The 14,420-nt window shown below is 73.7% G+C and carries 12 protein-coding genes and 3 pseudogenes; 7 read left to right on the plus strand and 8 right to left on the minus strand.

The window, feature by feature from the left end; translation table 11 throughout:
- Window positions 1–60 precede the first annotated feature (60 nt).
- Together K7G59_RS14390 and K7G59_RS14395 are read left to right on the plus strand one after the other, a co-directional pair.
- A pseudogene (locus K7G59_RS14390) lies at window positions 61–385 on the plus strand (acyl-CoA dehydrogenase family protein); the annotation flags it as partial.
- A gap of 466 nt (window positions 386–851) precedes the next feature.
- A complete protein-coding gene (locus K7G59_RS14395; protein ID WP_225834114.1) occupies window positions 852–1,325 on the plus strand; it encodes an ATP-binding protein in 474 nt (157 codons plus the stop codon).
- 322 nt (window positions 1,326–1,647) lie between these two features.
- On the opposite strand, the gene K7G59_RS14400 is transcribed toward K7G59_RS14395, so the two are convergent.
- Complete coding sequence (locus K7G59_RS14400) at window positions 1,648–2,649, minus strand: GlxA family transcriptional regulator (RefSeq protein WP_225834115.1); 1,002 nt, start codon at window positions 2,647–2,649, stop codon at window positions 1,648–1,650.
- A 71-nt stretch (window positions 2,650–2,720) separates the two neighbouring features.
- Between K7G59_RS14400 and K7G59_RS14405 the strand changes: the two genes are divergently transcribed.
- Window positions 2,721–4,022, plus strand: coding sequence for an MFS transporter (locus tag K7G59_RS14405; protein ID WP_225834117.1), 1,302 nt, complete (start codon window positions 2,721–2,723; stop codon window positions 4,020–4,022).
- Between the two features lie 29 nt (window positions 4,023–4,051).
- On the opposite strand, the pseudogene K7G59_RS14410 reads toward K7G59_RS14405, so the two are convergent.
- A pseudogene (locus K7G59_RS14410) lies at window positions 4,052–4,312 on the minus strand (flavin reductase family protein); the annotation flags it as partial.
- Between the two features lie 15 nt (window positions 4,313–4,327).
- Window positions 4,328–5,527: an NAD(P)/FAD-dependent oxidoreductase gene (locus K7G59_RS14415; protein WP_225834119.1), complete on the minus strand. Its 1,200-nt coding sequence runs from the start codon at window positions 5,525–5,527 to the stop codon at window positions 4,328–4,330.
- 278 nt (window positions 5,528–5,805) lie between these two features.
- Between K7G59_RS14415 and K7G59_RS14420 the strand changes: the two genes are divergently transcribed.
- Entirely contained in the window at window positions 5,806–6,681 is an 876-nt protein-coding gene (locus tag K7G59_RS14420) for a GNAT family N-acetyltransferase (protein ID WP_225834121.1), read from the plus strand.
- Here the strand turns inward: K7G59_RS14420 and K7G59_RS14425 are convergent.
- The 4 genes and pseudogenes from K7G59_RS14425 to K7G59_RS14440 all read right to left on the minus strand — a co-directional run bounded on the left by K7G59_RS14425 (window position 6,676) and on the right by K7G59_RS14440 (window position 9,265).
- Complete coding sequence (locus K7G59_RS14425) at window positions 6,676–7,368, minus strand: hypothetical protein (RefSeq protein WP_225834123.1); 693 nt, start codon at window positions 7,366–7,368, stop codon at window positions 6,676–6,678. The two genes, K7G59_RS14420 and K7G59_RS14425, sit on opposite strands and share 6 nt — an antisense overlap.
- 55 nt (window positions 7,369–7,423) lie before the next feature.
- Window positions 7,424–8,092 carry a pyridoxal 5'-phosphate synthase gene (locus tag K7G59_RS14430; RefSeq protein WP_225834125.1) on the minus strand — a complete coding sequence of 223 codons (669 nt, stop codon included), beginning with the start codon at window positions 8,090–8,092 and terminating at the stop codon, window positions 7,424–7,426.
- A gap of 27 nt (window positions 8,093–8,119) precedes the next feature.
- Window positions 8,120–8,368: pseudogene (locus tag K7G59_RS35330) on the minus strand (acetyl-CoA acetyltransferase); the annotation flags it as partial.
- Between the two features lie 276 nt (window positions 8,369–8,644).
- On the minus strand, window positions 8,645–9,265 hold the full coding sequence (locus K7G59_RS14440) for a LysE family translocator (RefSeq protein ID WP_225834127.1): 621 nt from the start codon (window positions 9,263–9,265) through the stop codon (window positions 8,645–8,647).
- Between the two features lie 82 nt (window positions 9,266–9,347).
- On the opposite strand from K7G59_RS14440, the gene K7G59_RS14445 reads away from it, so the two are divergent.
- Complete coding sequence (locus K7G59_RS14445; protein WP_374114227.1) at window positions 9,348–9,800, plus strand: Lrp/AsnC family transcriptional regulator; 453 nt, start codon at window positions 9,348–9,350, stop codon at window positions 9,798–9,800.
- 94 nt (window positions 9,801–9,894) lie between these two features.
- Here K7G59_RS14445 and K7G59_RS14450 read toward each other — a convergent pair whose 3' ends face one another.
- Window positions 9,895–10,542, minus strand: coding sequence for a TetR family transcriptional regulator (locus K7G59_RS14450; RefSeq protein WP_225834131.1), 648 nt, complete (start codon window positions 10,540–10,542; stop codon window positions 9,895–9,897).
- A 122-nt stretch (window positions 10,543–10,664) separates the two neighbouring features.
- Here K7G59_RS14450 and K7G59_RS14455 point away from each other — a divergent pair, with 122 nt between their 5' ends.
- Window positions 10,665–11,423 carry a VOC family protein gene (locus K7G59_RS14455; protein ID WP_225834133.1) on the plus strand — a complete coding sequence of 253 codons (759 nt, stop codon included), beginning with the start codon at window positions 10,665–10,667 and terminating at the stop codon, window positions 11,421–11,423.
- Window positions 11,424–11,592: 169 nt separating this feature from the next.
- Window positions 11,593–13,968, plus strand: coding sequence for a serine/threonine-protein kinase (locus K7G59_RS14460; RefSeq protein ID WP_225834136.1), 2,376 nt, complete (start codon window positions 11,593–11,595; stop codon window positions 13,966–13,968).
- Window positions 13,969–14,420 lie beyond the last annotated feature (452 nt).

Genomic DNA, 14,420 nt, shown 5'->3' on the forward strand with positions numbered 1-14,420 from the left:
CGGTCAGCCCACGCACGGCTCGAGGTCCCCGTACGGCCGAACGCGAGCGCGGGCCAACTCCTCCAACACGCCCGGCCGCGGGAACAGTTCGCGCAGCCGATCGGGGGGTTCCAGGCCGTCGGACACCTGTGCGCCGACCCGCCGGGGCGAGGGCCGAGACCGCCCGCGCGGCCGTCTACGCGTCGGCCGTGACCGCCGGCTCCGCGGACAGCGCCGCCGCCCGGCTGCTCGCCGACGCCGCCGCCGTACGCGGCGCCCGCGACTGCCGCCCGGCGCACGGTGACATGGGCTTCACCTGGGAGGCGGACGGGCGTCTGCGTCCGAAGGGGCCCGGGTGCGGGCCGGACGCGCGCGCGGAGGCGCGCAGCGCGAGGAGATCCTCGCTGGCCGACCTGCCGACCTGCCGACCTGCCGATCCGCCGGCCTGAACCGCCGGCCGGTGTCGCGGATCGTGGCATGCCGGAACCACGGAGCGTCGATACCGGCTTGTGTCCTTCGCGGGAGTCGTCACAGCCCGGAGTCGGGTGTCCGCTCCGGTACCTTGTGTGGGATGCGACTGGTTCTACCTGTTCGACTCCCCGGCACAAGCGTCGCACAGTATGCCTCTGAGGTACTCCTTCGCGCGGGAATATGCCCGAAGCGCTTGTTGGCGTGACTGTACGTCAACCATGCTTTCCCGTAAGGGAGTCACGTTCCGTGACCCTTGCTTCTAGCCGTTGTCCTGGCCATGCAGAAAATGGCTACGATCGTGGCCCTCGCCGTGATCGTCGCCGCGCACCGCGGTGGCGTTCGGGCGGCGCGGCGTCATGTGTCCGCCGGTTCGGATGGTGTGAGCGGTGCAGGTGCTTCAAGTGCAGCTGGAAATCCGGCCCGACCCCGCGGAGGTGGGGCGGGCGAGGAGATGGGCCCGCTCCCGGCTCGCCGGGTTCGGGGTGGCGGCCGACGAGCCGTTGGCCGAGACCCTGATCCTGCTCGTCTCCGAGCTGGTGACCAACGCCGTGGTGCACACCGGCCGCCCGGCCGTGCTGCGGCTCCTGCTGCCGGGCGCCCCGGCCGAGTCGGCCGCCTCGGCCACCGTGCGCCTGGAGGTGGCCGACAGCAGCACCCGGGCGCCCGTCCCGCGCTGTGTCGGCGGTGACGCCACCGGCGGCCGGGGCCTTGCGCTGGTCGACTGCCTAGCCGACCGCTGGGGCTGGACCCCCGAGGGTGCCGGAAAGAGCATCTGGTGCGAGCTGGACCGCTGCTCACAGTCCCGCGAGAGCGCAGCGGTGGCGTACGGAGGCGGACTGTCCGCGTACGAGGGCCTCGCGTTCGAAGCCGTGTAGATCCCGGGTGCGCCGGTGCGCCGGGGGTGCACCCGTGCGCGGTCGGCGCACTTGGGACATAAGCGATAAATCGTCCTACCTGTGTTGACGGGTTGTGACCGGTTGAACACGCTTAGGGGGCGACGATTCGCCGTGAGGGGACGGCGAGGGGCCGGCGACGGCAGCCCTCGTCGAGTGTGGGTCGCGGCCGGGCGGCGGCGCGGGGAGAACCGGCAAGGGGGGCGCGCCGCCAACCGGCTCGGGCGTCGCCGACGGCAGGAACGCGCACCGCCCCTCTTCTCCACAGGCTGTGGACAACTCCCCGGACCCCCACGTGAGCGTGTCATGTCGCTCGCGACCGCCCCGTCCGGAAGGTGCGCCGGTACGCCGTGGGGGTCACCCCCAGCGCCTGCTGTAGGTGCTGCCGCATCGACTGGGCCGTGCCGAAACCGGCGTCCCGCGCCACCTGGTCCACGGACAGGTCGGTCGACTCCAGGAGGTGGCGGGCACGTTCGACGCGCTGCTGGGTGAGCCACTGGCCGGGGCTGACGCCGACCTCCTCACGGAAGCGGCGGGTGAAGGTGCGTACCGACATGGCCTCCTGCCCGGCCATGTCGCGCAGCTGGATCGGCTCGTGCAGGCGGCCCAGGGCCCAGGCGCGGGCCGCCGTGGTCGTGGAGAGCTGGGGGTCGGGGACCGGGCGCTGGATGAACTGGGCCTGCCCGCCGTCGCGGTGGGGCGGTACGACGGTGCGCCGGGCCACGTCGTTGGCGACCGCGGTGCCGAAGTCGCGGCGCACGATGTGCAGGCACAGATCGATCCCGGCGGCCACCCCGGCCGAGGTCAGCACATCCCCGTCGTCGATGAACAGCACGTCCGCGTCGACCCTGATCCGCGGGAACATCCGCTGGAAGCGCTCGGCGTCCGACCAGTGCGTGGTCGCCGGGCGGCCGTCGAGCACTCCGGCGGCGGCAAGGACGTACACCCCCGTGCAGATGGAGGCGAGCCGGGTGCCGGGGCGGATCCGGGCGAGCGCGGCGGCCAGCTCCTCGGTGAGCCGGCCCTCCTCGTACACCGGGCCGAGTTCGTACGACGCCGGGACGATCACCGTGTCGGCGGTGGCCAGGGTGTCGGGGCCGTGCGCGACCTGGATCGCGAAGTCGGCGTCCGTCTCGACGGGGCCCGGTGGCCGGACGGAGCAGGTGACGACCTCGTACAGTGGCCGCCCCTCCGCGTCCCGCGGACGCCCGAAGATCCGGTGCGGTATGCCCAGCTCGAAGGGGAGCAGGCCGTCCAGCGCGAGGACGGCGATCCGGTGCGGGCGGTGATCCTGGCCGACGGTCATGGCCCGATCCTAGCGAACACTGTCCCCCGGGCCACTCGCTCGGCGGAGCAGCGTCCCGGAGGCTCTATGACGTGACTCAGACAAGCCCAGCAGCAGTCCCCGTCCAGGCCCCGCCCGCCCGGCGCAGCCGCGTGCACCGTGCCTGGTTCGTCGCCGCCGTCACGTTCGTCACGATCGTCGGTGCGGCGGCCTTCCGCTCCCTGCCCGGCCTGCTCATCGACCCGCTGCACCAGGAGTTCGGCTGGTCACGCGGCACGATCGGCGCGGCCGTCTCCCTCAACCTCGTGCTCTACGGCCTCACCGCGCCCTTCGCCGCCGCGCTCATGGACCGCTTCGGCATCCGCCGCGTGGTCGCGGTCGCGCTGACCGTGATCGCGCTCGGCTCCGGGCTGACCGTGTGGATGACGGCGGCCTGGCAGCTGCTGCTGTGCTGGGGTCTGCTCGTCGGCCTCGGCTCCGGCTCCATGGCGCTGGCCTTCGCCGCGACGGTCACCAACCGCTGGTTCACCGAGCGACGCGGCCTGGTCAGCGGCATCCTGACCGCCGGGTCCGCTTCCGGCCAGCTGATCTTCCTGCCGTTGCTGTCCTGGATGGTGGAGACGCACGACTGGCGTCCGGCCGCCGTGACGGTGGCCCTGGCCGCCCTCGCCGTCGTCCCGCTCGTCTGGCTCCTGCTGCGCGACCACCCGGCCGACGTGGGCCTGAAGCCGTACGGCGCCACGGAGTTCGTACCCAAGCCACCCCCGGTCACCGGCGCCGCCCGCCGCGCGCTGACCGTCCTGTCCTCCGCGGTGCGCACCGGCCCCTTCTGGCTGCTCGCCGGCACCTTCGCCATCTGCGGCGCCTCCACCAACGGCCTGGTCCAGACGCACTTCGTGCCCGCCGAGCACGACCACGGCATGCCGGTCACGACGGCGGCCTCGCTGCTCGCGGTCGTCGGCGTGTTCGACGTGGTCGGCACGATCGCCTCCGGCTGGTTCACCGACCGCTTCGAACCGCGTCGCCTGCTGGCCGTGTACTACGCCCTGCGCGGCATCTCGCTCCTGTTCCTGCCCATGCTGCTGGGCCCGGCGGTCCATCCCCCGATGATCTTCTTCATCGTCTTCTACGGCCTCGACTGGGTGGCCACCGTCCCGCCCACCCTCGCCCTGTGCCGGGAGCAGTACGGCGAGGACAGCGCCATCGTCTTCGGCTGGGTGCTCGCCTCCCACCAGGTCGGCGCGGCCCTCGTCGCCTTCTTCGGCGGCGTCGTCCGTGATGTCTTCGGCAGCTACGACATGGTCTGGTACGCATCCGGCGCCCTGTGCGCGGCGGCGGCCCTGATGGCCCTGGTGATCAGGCGGACCCCGACGGCTCCCGCACTGGCCGTGTGAACCGGCGCGGTCGTCACCGGTGTGCAGACCGTCATGCCCGGCGGCGAGTACGCCGACGCGGAAGACGCCGGCAGGGGGATGCGTGGCCAGGTCGTGGACGTACGGCCCGCCAGGAAGCAGACGGGGGGCGGGCCGGGGGAGAGGGAGGAGAAGGGCCGGCAGGCGAAACCCGCGGGGCCCGGCGCGGCGGGCGGCGCCGTGATCACGGTGACGCCGGTCGCGGAGGCGCCCGGCACCCGCCGGAACCCGGCCCGGACCACCGGCGCCCGCTCGTCCTGGCGGACACACCGGTCAGAACGGCAAAGCTACCGCCCGGTGCGAAGCCCCTTGGTCACGGACTTCGCGATCTTCTCGGCGTCGACGGCCAGCTCCCGGAGCATCCCGCTGATCGGATTGGTGAACCCGGTGAAGTACAGACCGGGCGCGTTCGCGGGCGCCCGACCGCCGTGCACCACCGGCCTCCCGCGCCCGTCCAGTACGCCGAGGTGCCCGACCAGCCCCTCCAGGGCGCGCGTGTATCCCGTCGCCGCGATCACCGCGTCCGGCTCGATCCGCGCGCCGTCGGCGAGGACCACCTTCCCGTCCTCGAAGGACTCGACGGCGGCCACGATCTCGACCTTCCCCTTCCGTACGGCGTCGATCAGGCCGACGTCCTGGACCGGGATCGCACCCTGCCTGACCCTGCTGTACAGGCCGGTGTCCGGGCGGGGCAGGCCGTGGGCGGACAGGTCCGGCACGCCGACCCTGGCCTGGAGCCGGCACAGCTGGTCCACGAGCCGCACCGGCAGCCGCCGTACCAGCACGCCCGAGTACTGCGCGGGCCAGCCCAGGGTGGAGCGGCGCACGATGTGCGGGACCGTGCGCACCGCCAGCCGCACCCGCGCGGCGCCGCCTTCCACCAGGTCCACGGCGATCTCGGCGCCGGTGTTGCCGACGCCGACGACGAGCACGTCCCGGCCCGCGTACGGCTCGGCGTTGCGGTACTCGCAGGCGTGCCGGAACTCCCTGCCGTCCTCCCGGCCGTACGCCCCGCGGCCGGGCCAGTCGGGCACGCGCGGGGTGTGGTTGAAGCCGGTGGCGACGACCACCGCGCGGCCGGTCAGCTCCCGCCCGCCGGAGGCGTGCAGCAGCCAGCCGTCTGCGTCCTCGGCCCGCTCGATCCGGGACACCTCGACCCCGGTGACGATCTCCAGCTCGTGGTGCTCGGCGTACTTCTCCAGGTAGCGGACCAGATTGTCCCGGGACACCCAGCGCCCGAACCTGCGGGGCAGTGCAAGACCAGGCAGCGCGGACAGCCGGCGGGTGGTGTGCAGGCGCAGCCGGTCGTAGTGGCGCCGCCAGGACGCCCCGACGTGGTCGGCCTTCTCCAGGACCACCGCCCGCACGCCGCGCGCCCGTAGCGCGTACGCGGCGGCGAGACCGCCGGGACCGGCGCCGATGACGTAGACGGGGCGGTCGTCGGTGATCCGCGCCAGGGTCGCGGCGGAAGGGCGGAAAGCTGCCATGAGCGCGAGCGTAATCACGCACCCGGCTGTTGGGTCTCGGTCAAGACCGGAATCGGTTGCGGATCGGTCACGGACCGTCGCCTGCCCGAGATCGCTTCCCACAGCGCATGCCTGACGGACCGTCACCTCCAGGGGTTGCGGCGGTGCCGGATGGCGCGCCGCGGCCCGGTCGTGCCGCGGACCGGCCTCGCCCTGTGGCGGATGGAGGGCCGGCGGCGCAGGGCAAGGGCGAGCGAGCCTGGGTGTCCGGCCCCAGGGCCGGACCTGATGATGGCCGTATGGACCCCACTGACTGGCAACTGACCGGCGACCTGGACGAGTTCCTCTCCCGTGCGGCAGCCTTCCTGCACTCCCACCCGGCGCTGCACACTGTCCCGCTGACGGTGGCGGACGCGCTGCGGCGCCGCGGCCTGCACATCTTCGGCGACGAGCCCCCGCTGTTCGGGACGCTGGGCGGGCTGGGCGGGGGCCCGGTCCGCGCGGCGCTGTTCCACACGCCTCCCCTCCCCGTCCACATCACCCCGGTCACCGACGGGGAGGCCGACGCGCTGGCGGCCCGCCTCGCGGACCGCGGTCACCCGGTCCCCGGCGTCGTCGCCGCGCGGGACACGGCCGCCGCCTTCGTGCGGTCCTGGCAGCGGCACACCGGAGCCCCCGCCGACCTCCACCAGCGCCAACGGCTTTACCGGCTCGCCGAGTTGGTGATGCCCGCGCCCCCGCCGCAGGGGCGTGCACGGACCGCAGGCCCCGCGGACCGGGAGCTGGTGGCGCGCTGGTACGGGGAGTTCATGCACGCCGTCGGACTGCGGGCGAACGAGGACGCCGGAGCCTGGGCCGACGCCCGCATCTCCTACGGCGGCATCACCCTCTGGGAGTCCCCCGACGGCACCCCCGTCTCGATGGCCGGCGTGACCCGGGACATCGCCGGCCAGACGCGGGTGGCCCCGGTGTACACCCCGGCGCACCTGCGCGGCCACGGCTACGCGGGCGCGGTGACCGCCGAGGTGAGCCGGGCCGCGCTGGAGCGCTCGGTGGGGGAGGTGCTCCTCTTCACCGACCTCGCGAACCCGACGAGCAACGGCCTCTACCAGCGGATCGGCTACCGGGGCGTGGCGGACTTCGCGGTGTACGGGTTCGGGGGACGGGATCTATGACTCCAGGGGATGAACGGTGACCGACCAGGGCCCGTCCGCCCGCGCGTAGATGAGGCAGGGGCCGGGCAGCGGGGCCTCCCCCGTCCAGGGGCCGACGTGGTTGGCCAGTTCGTCGAGGAACCCGGAGCCGTCGGGCTCGAAGGTGTCCGTGAGGAAGTAGCCGCCGTCCGAGGAGCGTGGGGCGCCCGTGTATCGCAGGAGTGCGACGGCCGGGCCGCCTTCGTAGCGCAGGACGTCCGAGGCGGCGCGCTCGGCGTGGCCGTCGAGAACGACCGCATCGGCGAGGCCGGTCACCTCGACCGTCCACGGTCCGTCCGCCTGGATCCGCAGCGCACGCACCGGACGGTCGTCCGCATGGGCCAGCGCCCGGCAGGCGAAGGCGCCTTCGGTGTGGACGAGCTGACTTCCGGAGCGCATCCTGCCGTCCAGCGCGTCCACCACGAAGTGGCCCGGGCCCCGGTGTGTGATGCCCAGGATCACCGGCTCCGCACCGGTGGTCAGCGCCACCACCCGGCTCCCGTCGCCGGACGCCCGTTGGAGCACCGGCCCGCCCGCTGTGACGAGCCCCGGCGCCGCCAGGGCCGCGACCGGGCCGGGCTCGGTCGTCTTGGCCACGCCGGTCAGCGGCACGGGCCCCGCTGCCGGGACGTCCTGTGTGCGCGGCCTGCGCCGCAGCGGCCACTTCATGCCGTTCCCCTTCGCTGCGTGTGCGGCCGTACGGCGCCTCGGCGGCACGCGGGTGTCACGGCCACAGCAGCCCCCTGCTCCAGCCGAACTCCGTGCGGCGGTACTCCAGCCGTACGTGACGCCGCTCGGCGTCGCCCTGGAAGAACTCCACCGTCTCCGGCCGCAGCCGGTACAGGGTCCAGGTCGGGCAGGGCGCTGCCGGGTTGCGCCGGGCCTGCTCCCAGGCGGCCTGCGACGCCTCCCGCAGTTCGGCGACCGAGGACAGCTCCTCGCTCTGCCGCCCCGTGAGCGCCGCCGCCAGCGCCCCCGTGGAGCGTGCGTGCAGGTCCGCCTGGCTCTGGGGCGAGGGGGCCGCCGTCACCGGGCCGCGCACCCGCACCTGGCGCGCAAGCACCGGCCAGTAGAAGGCGAGGGCCGCGTACGGGCGGGCGGCCAGCGCGCGGCCCTTGCGGCTGGTGGCATGGCTGGCGAAGGTCCAGCCGTCCGCGTCGGCGCCGTGCAGCATCACGATCCGCACGTCCGGCCTCCCCTCCGCGTCCGCTGTCGCCAGTGACATCGTGTGCGGCTCCGGCTGCCCCGCCTCCACCGCCTGCGTGAACCAGCTCGTGAACAGAGGCAGCGGTGTCGGAGGTGCCTTGTCCGGGTCGAACGGCCGTAGCTCCGTCACCCCGGGCGACCACACCCGCAGGGACCGGAGCATGTCGTGGAGATCCTCTTGTGCCATGGGCCGAGTATCACCCCGGCCCGTGGCTCAGTCCCTGCCCAACACCACGGTTCCCGAGGAGCAGAACCAGCCCCCGTGCCGGAGGCGGCACCGCGGCGGGGCAACCCGCCGCCGTATCGCCGCACTTGGCGCCCGCCCGCCTCCCGCCCGGCTGCCGCGCGGCCTCTACGGGCAGGAACCGGCCGCGCACGCCCAGGTGTTGGGCCGACAGGCCACCACCGCCATGGGCACCGGGAGTTCTCCGGACACCGGCAGCCGGCCCTTCCCCACGAAGGCCGCCCTCGCCGCAGTCGGTGACGGCACCGCCGCCGAGGCCCTGGTGCGCCGACCGCGTGCCGGAGCGGACCGTGGAGTACGTCGGGCGGCGAGCGGTCCGGGCATTCCGTCGGCTCTTCCCGGGCGGTGGAGCACCGGCTGGCGGACCACTGCGTGGCCGTGCGGGAGGCACGGTCGGCCGCGGACCGCTGCCCCCTCCCGAAGGACTCCGCCGCGGGCCCGCTGAACGCCGGCTGCGGATCACCTCGTAGGACGCCACGGACCCTCGGTGCGGCCTCAGAGCGTGGCCAGCCGCTCCACCAGCAAGAACGCCCCGATGCCGAGCATGGCCGCGCCCGAGGTCCGGGTGAGTGCGCGGGCCGCCGCCGGCCGGGCCGCGAGCAGGGCACGGGCGAGCACGCCGACGGTGAGATAGACCGCCGCGCAGCACGCCATGTGCAGCAGGCCCAGGGATGCCGTCTGTGCCGGGACGGGCAGCCGGTCGCCGCGCAGGGTCAGGAACTGGGGCAGTACCGAGAGGTAGAGCAGCAGGCCCTTGGGGTTCAGGCCGCTGATCGTGGCACCCCGCAGGAAGAGGCTCCGGTCGGTGCCTGGGGTCCCGGCCGCCGCGTCCGGGACCACCGGGCGGCGCAGCACCCCCCACCCCAGCCACAGCAGATACCCGGCGCCCGCCACGGTCAGCGCGGTCAGCAGCCGCGGCGAGCCCGCCACCAGCACCGTGAGGCCCGCCGTCGCCAGGACCGTGTGCAGGGCGTACCCGCTGACCAGGCCCGCCACCGCGCGGGGGACCGGACGGCCGCGCAGGGCGGTCGCGATGACGTAGGCCCAGTCGGCGCCCGGCACGCACACCAGCAGCAGGTCGACGGCGAGGAAGGAGAAGAGCAGTCCCGAGTCCATGAGGGGGACATTAGGCGTGAATGGCCCAAAGGTGTTTCCGAAATTTGCCCGTGATCGCGTTATCCGAGCAAATATCTTCCTCATGGACGATGTGGACCGGAAAATCCTTGCCGAGCTGCAACAGGACGGGCGGCTGACCCTGACCGAGCTGGCCGGGCGGGTGAGGCTCAGCGTCTCGCCGTGCCACCGGCGCCTGCGCGAGCTGGAGCGGTCCGGCGCCATCCAGGGCTACCGGGCGGTGGTGGACCCGGGCGCGCTCGGGCTGAACTTCGAGGCGCTGGTCTTCGTCTCCATGCGGCAGGAGGACCGGGAGACGGTCCTGGAGTTCGAGCGGGCGGTCAGCGAAGTGGAGCACGTCCTCGACGCCCAGCGGCTGTTCGGGGAACCCGACTATCTGCTGCGGGTGGCCACCGCCGACCTCGCCGCCTTCCAGCGGCTGTACGACGAGCGGCTCGCGACCCTGCCGGGCGTGCAGCGGCTCACCTCGACGCTGGTGATGAAACACGTGGTACGGGACCGTCCGCTGCCCGCGTGAGGCCCGGACAGCGCACAGGCGGCGGTTCGCGAGTGCGAAACCACCGCCTGCCAGACAGGACGTGCCACCCGGGCGCCGCCGGGTGCTGAGGGTGCTACTTCGTCGGCTTCTTGCCCGTCACACCCAGGTGGACCAACAGTGCCAGGTTGGGCTTCAGCTGGGCCGGCTTCACCCCCCAGGACTGGAAGCCCTTCTGGTGGGAGGCCACCGCCGCGAGCATCGCGACCAGTGAGCCGGCCATCGCCGCCGGGCTGACGTCCTTGTCGACCCTGCCCTTGGACTGCAGTTCCGCGATGGAGTCGGCGAGGGAGCTGTTCACCGAATTGAGGATCTTCATGCGGATCTTGTAGAACCGTTTATCCCCCTCGGCCGCGCCGAGGTCGACCACGCGCAGGATCGCATCGTGCTTGCGCCAGAACTCCAGGAAACCGTCCACGAGTTCCTGTGCGGTCTGCCAGCCCGCCTTACCGCCCCAGGTGCGCCCCGCGAGGAGTTCGGTCAACCCCGCGCCCTCGGCGGCCATTTGCTCGGCGATCTCCAGGACGGCACCCTCGACGTCCGGAAAGTACTGGTAGAAGGTCGCAGGTGAAGTCCCCGCCTTCCGCGCGACATCGATGACCTTGACGTCCCGGTAAGGGGAGGAGCTGAGCATCTCGCTGAGGCAGTCGAGCAGCTTCTGCCGGGTCGCCTGCCCACGCCGGCCGGCCACGCGGCCGTCGACGGTACGCACTTGTCCTGTCATGCCGTCAGCTTACCGAGGGGGGGTCGGAGCGCGATTTGGCCGACTGCAAATGGGGTGCACGGGCACACAGAGCGTGGTGCGGCTGGTCTGCGCCGTGCGAGCGGCCCGGTTACTTTGACGACATGGCCGAAAACAGGGCATCCGGGAACGAAGAGGCGTACGGAGAGACGTACGGGGGGGAGTACCGCGAGGGCGTCCCCTGCTGGGTGGACGCCCAGCTGCCCGACGTCGAGGCGGGCAGGCGGTTCTACGGTGAGCTTTTCGGGTGGACCTTCGAGGCGGGGTACGGCCCCTTCGTCTGGGCCCGGCTGGACGGGGAGCCGGTCGCCGCACTCGCCCACAAGGCGGACGGCCGCATGCCCACCGTCTGGACCGTGTACTTCGCCACCCCGGACGCCGAGGGGCTCGGCCGGCGGATCACCGCCGCCGGCGGACAGCTGATCCTGGCCCCGTTTCCGGTGGACGGCCTCGGCACCGCCGCTCTCGCCGCCGACCCCGAGGGCGCGGTGTTCGCCCTGTGGCAGGCGGGCAGCCACCGGGGCTTCGGGCGCCGGTACGCCCCCGGAACCTTCGTCTGGGCCGAGCTGTACACCCGGGACACCGCCGCCGCCAACGCCTTCTACGGCGGCCTCTTCCACGACGCCCTGTTCGGCAGCGGCGCCGAGCCCGACTTCGGGCGGGCGGACGTCACCGAGGTGTTCCCCGCCGAGATGCCCCCGCACTTCCTGACGCACTTCCGGGTCACGGACCTGGAGGACGCCCTCGGGGCCGTCCAGCGGCTCGGCGGGCGGGTGCAGGCGCCACCCTTCGGAACGTCGTACGGGCAGGTGGCCGTGGTCACCGACAATCAGGGGGCGTCGTTCGCACTGCTGCAGCGCTGAAACATCCAGTCTGTCCGAAGACACCCCGATTTTTCACCGGGTTCGCAACCAGGGGCTCGGCCAGGAAGAATCAGGGTGCGTGCCGCCACGGCGGTGCGGTGGTGAGACGCTGCACTTCGGCCGCGTCCATATGCGGGTGACGCGGTTCGTACGGGGAGGTGGCAGGCAAGTGGTGGATCAGCTGACGCAGCACGATCCGCGGCGGATCGGGCCGTTCGAGGTGCTGGGCCGGTTGGGCGCCGGCGGCATGGGGCTGGTCTATCTGGCACGCTCGGCGTCCGGCCGGCGCGTGGCGATCAAGACGGTGCGCACCGAGCTGGCCGAGGACCAGCTCTTCCGGGTCCGCTTCACCCGCGAGGTGGAGGCGGCACGCGCGGTCTCCGGCTTCTACACGGCGGCCGTGGTGGACGCCGACCCCCGGGCCGCCGTGCCCTGGCTGGCCACCGCCTACGTTCCCGCGCCCTCGCTCGAGGAGATAGTGAACGATTGCGGGCCGCTCCCGGCCCAGGCGGTGCGCTGGCTCGCCGCGGGCGTCGCGGAGGCCCTCCAGTCGATCCATGGCGCGGGCCTGGTCCACCGCGACCTGAAGCCGTCGAACGTGCTCGTGGTCGAGGACGGCCCCCGGGTGATCGACTTCGGTATCGCGTCCGGCGTTTCGAACACCCGTCTGACGATGACGAACGTCGCCGTCGGCACCCCCGCCTACATGTCCCCCGAGCAGGCCAAGGACTCCCGCAGCGTCACCGGTGCCAGCGACGTCTTCTCGCTCGGCTCCACCCTCGTCTTCGCGGCCACCGGCCACCCGCCCTTCCACGGCGCCAACCCGGTCGAGACGGTCTTCATGCTGCTGCGCGAGGGCCCCGACCTGACCGGCCTGCCGGACGAGCTGCGCCCGCTCATCGAGGCCTGCATGCAGATGGAGGCCGCCGGCCGGCCCAGCCCCGCCGACCTCCAGGCCCAGCTCGCCCCCCACCTCTTCGGCTCCGGCTCCGACGACAGCGGCACCGCCTCCGCCTGGCTGCCCGAGAAGGCCGTCGCCCTGATCGAGGCCCGCCGCGGCGGCCGCCCCGCCGCCAAGCCGGCCCCGACCGCGCCCGGCCCGCGCGGCGGCGCCAGTGCCGGTGGCCGAGGGCCCGTGCCCCCGCCGCCGCCCTACGATCCCGCCGTTCCCTCCCTGTCCCCGTCCCCGGTGCCCGTCGGCGCCATGGGCGCGCCCGACACCGGGCCGGTCCGGCTGGCCGGCGCCCCGGTGCCCATCGGCCCCGGCCCCCGGGTCGCCGACGCGCGCGCCGCCGCCGTCAAGGCGCCCCCGCCGGAGGCCGGCCTGGTCGCGACATGGTCCCGCCCCCGCCCCGGCGTGACCGGCGCCGACACCGCCGCGCCGGCCGCCCCGCCCGCACCGGCCGAGTCCGCGACCGGCTGGCGCCCCTGGCGCTTCCGCATGTCCAACGACGTCTGGGGCACCCCCGCCGTCGACAGCGGCCTGGTCTACGTCACCTCCTTCGAGGTGCACGCGCTGGACGTGTCCACCGGCCGCCGCCGCTTCAAGACCCGCGACGTCGCCTGGTCCATGGCGGTCGCCGACGGCCGTATCCACGCCTCCGACGGCCCCACCCTGTTCGCGCTGGACGCCCGCGAGGGCACCGACCTGTGGCGGCTGTCCACGGACGCCTGGGTGTACTCCCTCAAGGCCGACCGCGGCACGGTCGTCACCGGCACCCGCGGCGGCGGAGTCCTGGCGTGGGAGGCCGCGAACGGCCAGAAGCTGTGGGAGATCGCCGGCTGCCAGACCGACTTCGAGTCCCCCGAGGCCGGCCCCCTCGTGCACGACGGCACGGTCTACGTCTGGCAGGACGCCCGGCTGCGCGCCCTCGAGGCCCGCACCGGCGAGGAGCGCTGGTCGTACCCCATCGGCGACGCGGCCTCCTGCGGCGGCGTCCCGGTCCGCATCACGCCGGCCCCCGACGGCTACGTCTACGTGTCCGCCGGCACCCGCGTCCTCGCGATCGACGTGGCGAGCGGCATGGTGCGCTGGCACTTCGAGGCCCCGGCGGTCTTCCTGTGCCCGCCCGCCTTCGTCCCCGGCCCCGCGGTCACCGGCGGCGGCGTCTACCTCGCCGACTACCTCGGCACGGTCTACGCCCTCGACGCCACCGACGGCCGCGACCGCTGGCGCATCGCCACGGAGGCCCGCTCGTCCGTCGAGCCGGTCCTGGTGGCGGCGGGCCACGTCCACGTCGGCAGCGGCAAGGGCCTCTACACGCTGGACGCGGTCACCGGCACCCCGAAGTGGCGGTTCCAGGCGGGCGGCGAGGTCGTCGGCGCGCCCGCGGTGGCGGAGGGCCGCATCCACTTCGGCTCCACCGACCACCTCCTCTACACCCTCAAGGCCGACGACGGCCGCCTGCGCTGGAAACTGGCGACGGGCGGCGAGATCACCGGCTCGCCCGTGGTGCAGGACGGTGTGGTGTACGCGTGCAGCAAGGACCGGTGCGTGTACGCGCTGGACGCGGAGAAGGGCACGGGGACCGCGCGTACCACGTAACCCCCCGCCAGGCGGCGCCGCGCCGATAAGACGCGCGCGTGCATGCAGCGGCACGCACGGTCAGGTCACCGCCGTACTGGCTTTCGTGGTGCTCAGCCCGACGGGCCTCTCCACGGGCCGGCACCACAGCCGCCACGGCAGCGCGGGGGCGGCGCGGAACAGGAAGTCGAGCCGACGGCGGTTCGGCCGTCCGGGGTGCGGACCTCGGCCTGGGGCTCCGGACACAGGCCGGCGTCGGACATGCGCAGTCGGGCCACCGTCTCTGCGGGTGAGCCTGTCCTGGGATCGGCGAGCCGCAGCCGGTCGTGGGCCCGGGTGGCGCCGTGGAGCGGGCTTGGAGGGCACGCGCCAGTGCGGCCGGGGTGGTGAGCGGTGCGTGGCGCACCCCGTCGACCCGGCGGTGGCCGAGCGCGGACTCCACGGCGACCAGCGCGTCATCCCTCGATCCCGCC

The sequence above is a fragment of the Streptomyces sp. NK08204 genome (genome assembly GCF_020400585.1).
Lineage (GTDB): Bacteria > Actinomycetota > Actinomycetes > Streptomycetales > Streptomycetaceae > Streptomyces.

Bases quoted from the DNA above. Each gene is read 5' to 3' on its own strand.
- K7G59_RS14445 (WP_374114227.1), top strand. From the start codon at position 9,348: ATGGACGATGTGGACCGGAAAATCCTTGCCGAGCTGCAACAGGACGGG.
- K7G59_RS14455 (WP_225834133.1), top strand. From the start codon at position 10,665: ATGGCCGAAAACAGGGCATCCGGGAACGAAGAGGCGTACGGAGAGACG.
- K7G59_RS14425 (WP_225834123.1), bottom strand. From the start codon at position 7,368: ATGAAGTGGCCGCTGCGGCGCAGGCCGCGCACACAGGACGTCCCGGCA.
- K7G59_RS14400 (WP_225834115.1), bottom strand. From the start codon at position 2,649: ATGACCGTCGGCCAGGATCACCGCCCGCACCGGATCGCCGTCCTCGCG.
- K7G59_RS14420 (WP_225834121.1), top strand. From the start codon at position 5,806: ATGGACCCCACTGACTGGCAACTGACCGGCGACCTGGACGAGTTCCTC.
- K7G59_RS14440 (WP_225834127.1), bottom strand. From the start codon at position 9,265: ATGGACTCGGGACTGCTCTTCTCCTTCCTCGCCGTCGACCTGCTGCTG.
- K7G59_RS14415 (WP_225834119.1), bottom strand. From the start codon at position 5,527: ATGGCAGCTTTCCGCCCTTCCGCCGCGACCCTGGCGCGGATCACCGAC.
- K7G59_RS14450 (WP_225834131.1), bottom strand. From the start codon at position 10,542: ATGACAGGACAAGTGCGTACCGTCGACGGCCGCGTGGCCGGCCGGCGT.
- K7G59_RS14430 (WP_225834125.1), bottom strand. From the start codon at position 8,092: ATGGCACAAGAGGATCTCCACGACATGCTCCGGTCCCTGCGGGTGTGG.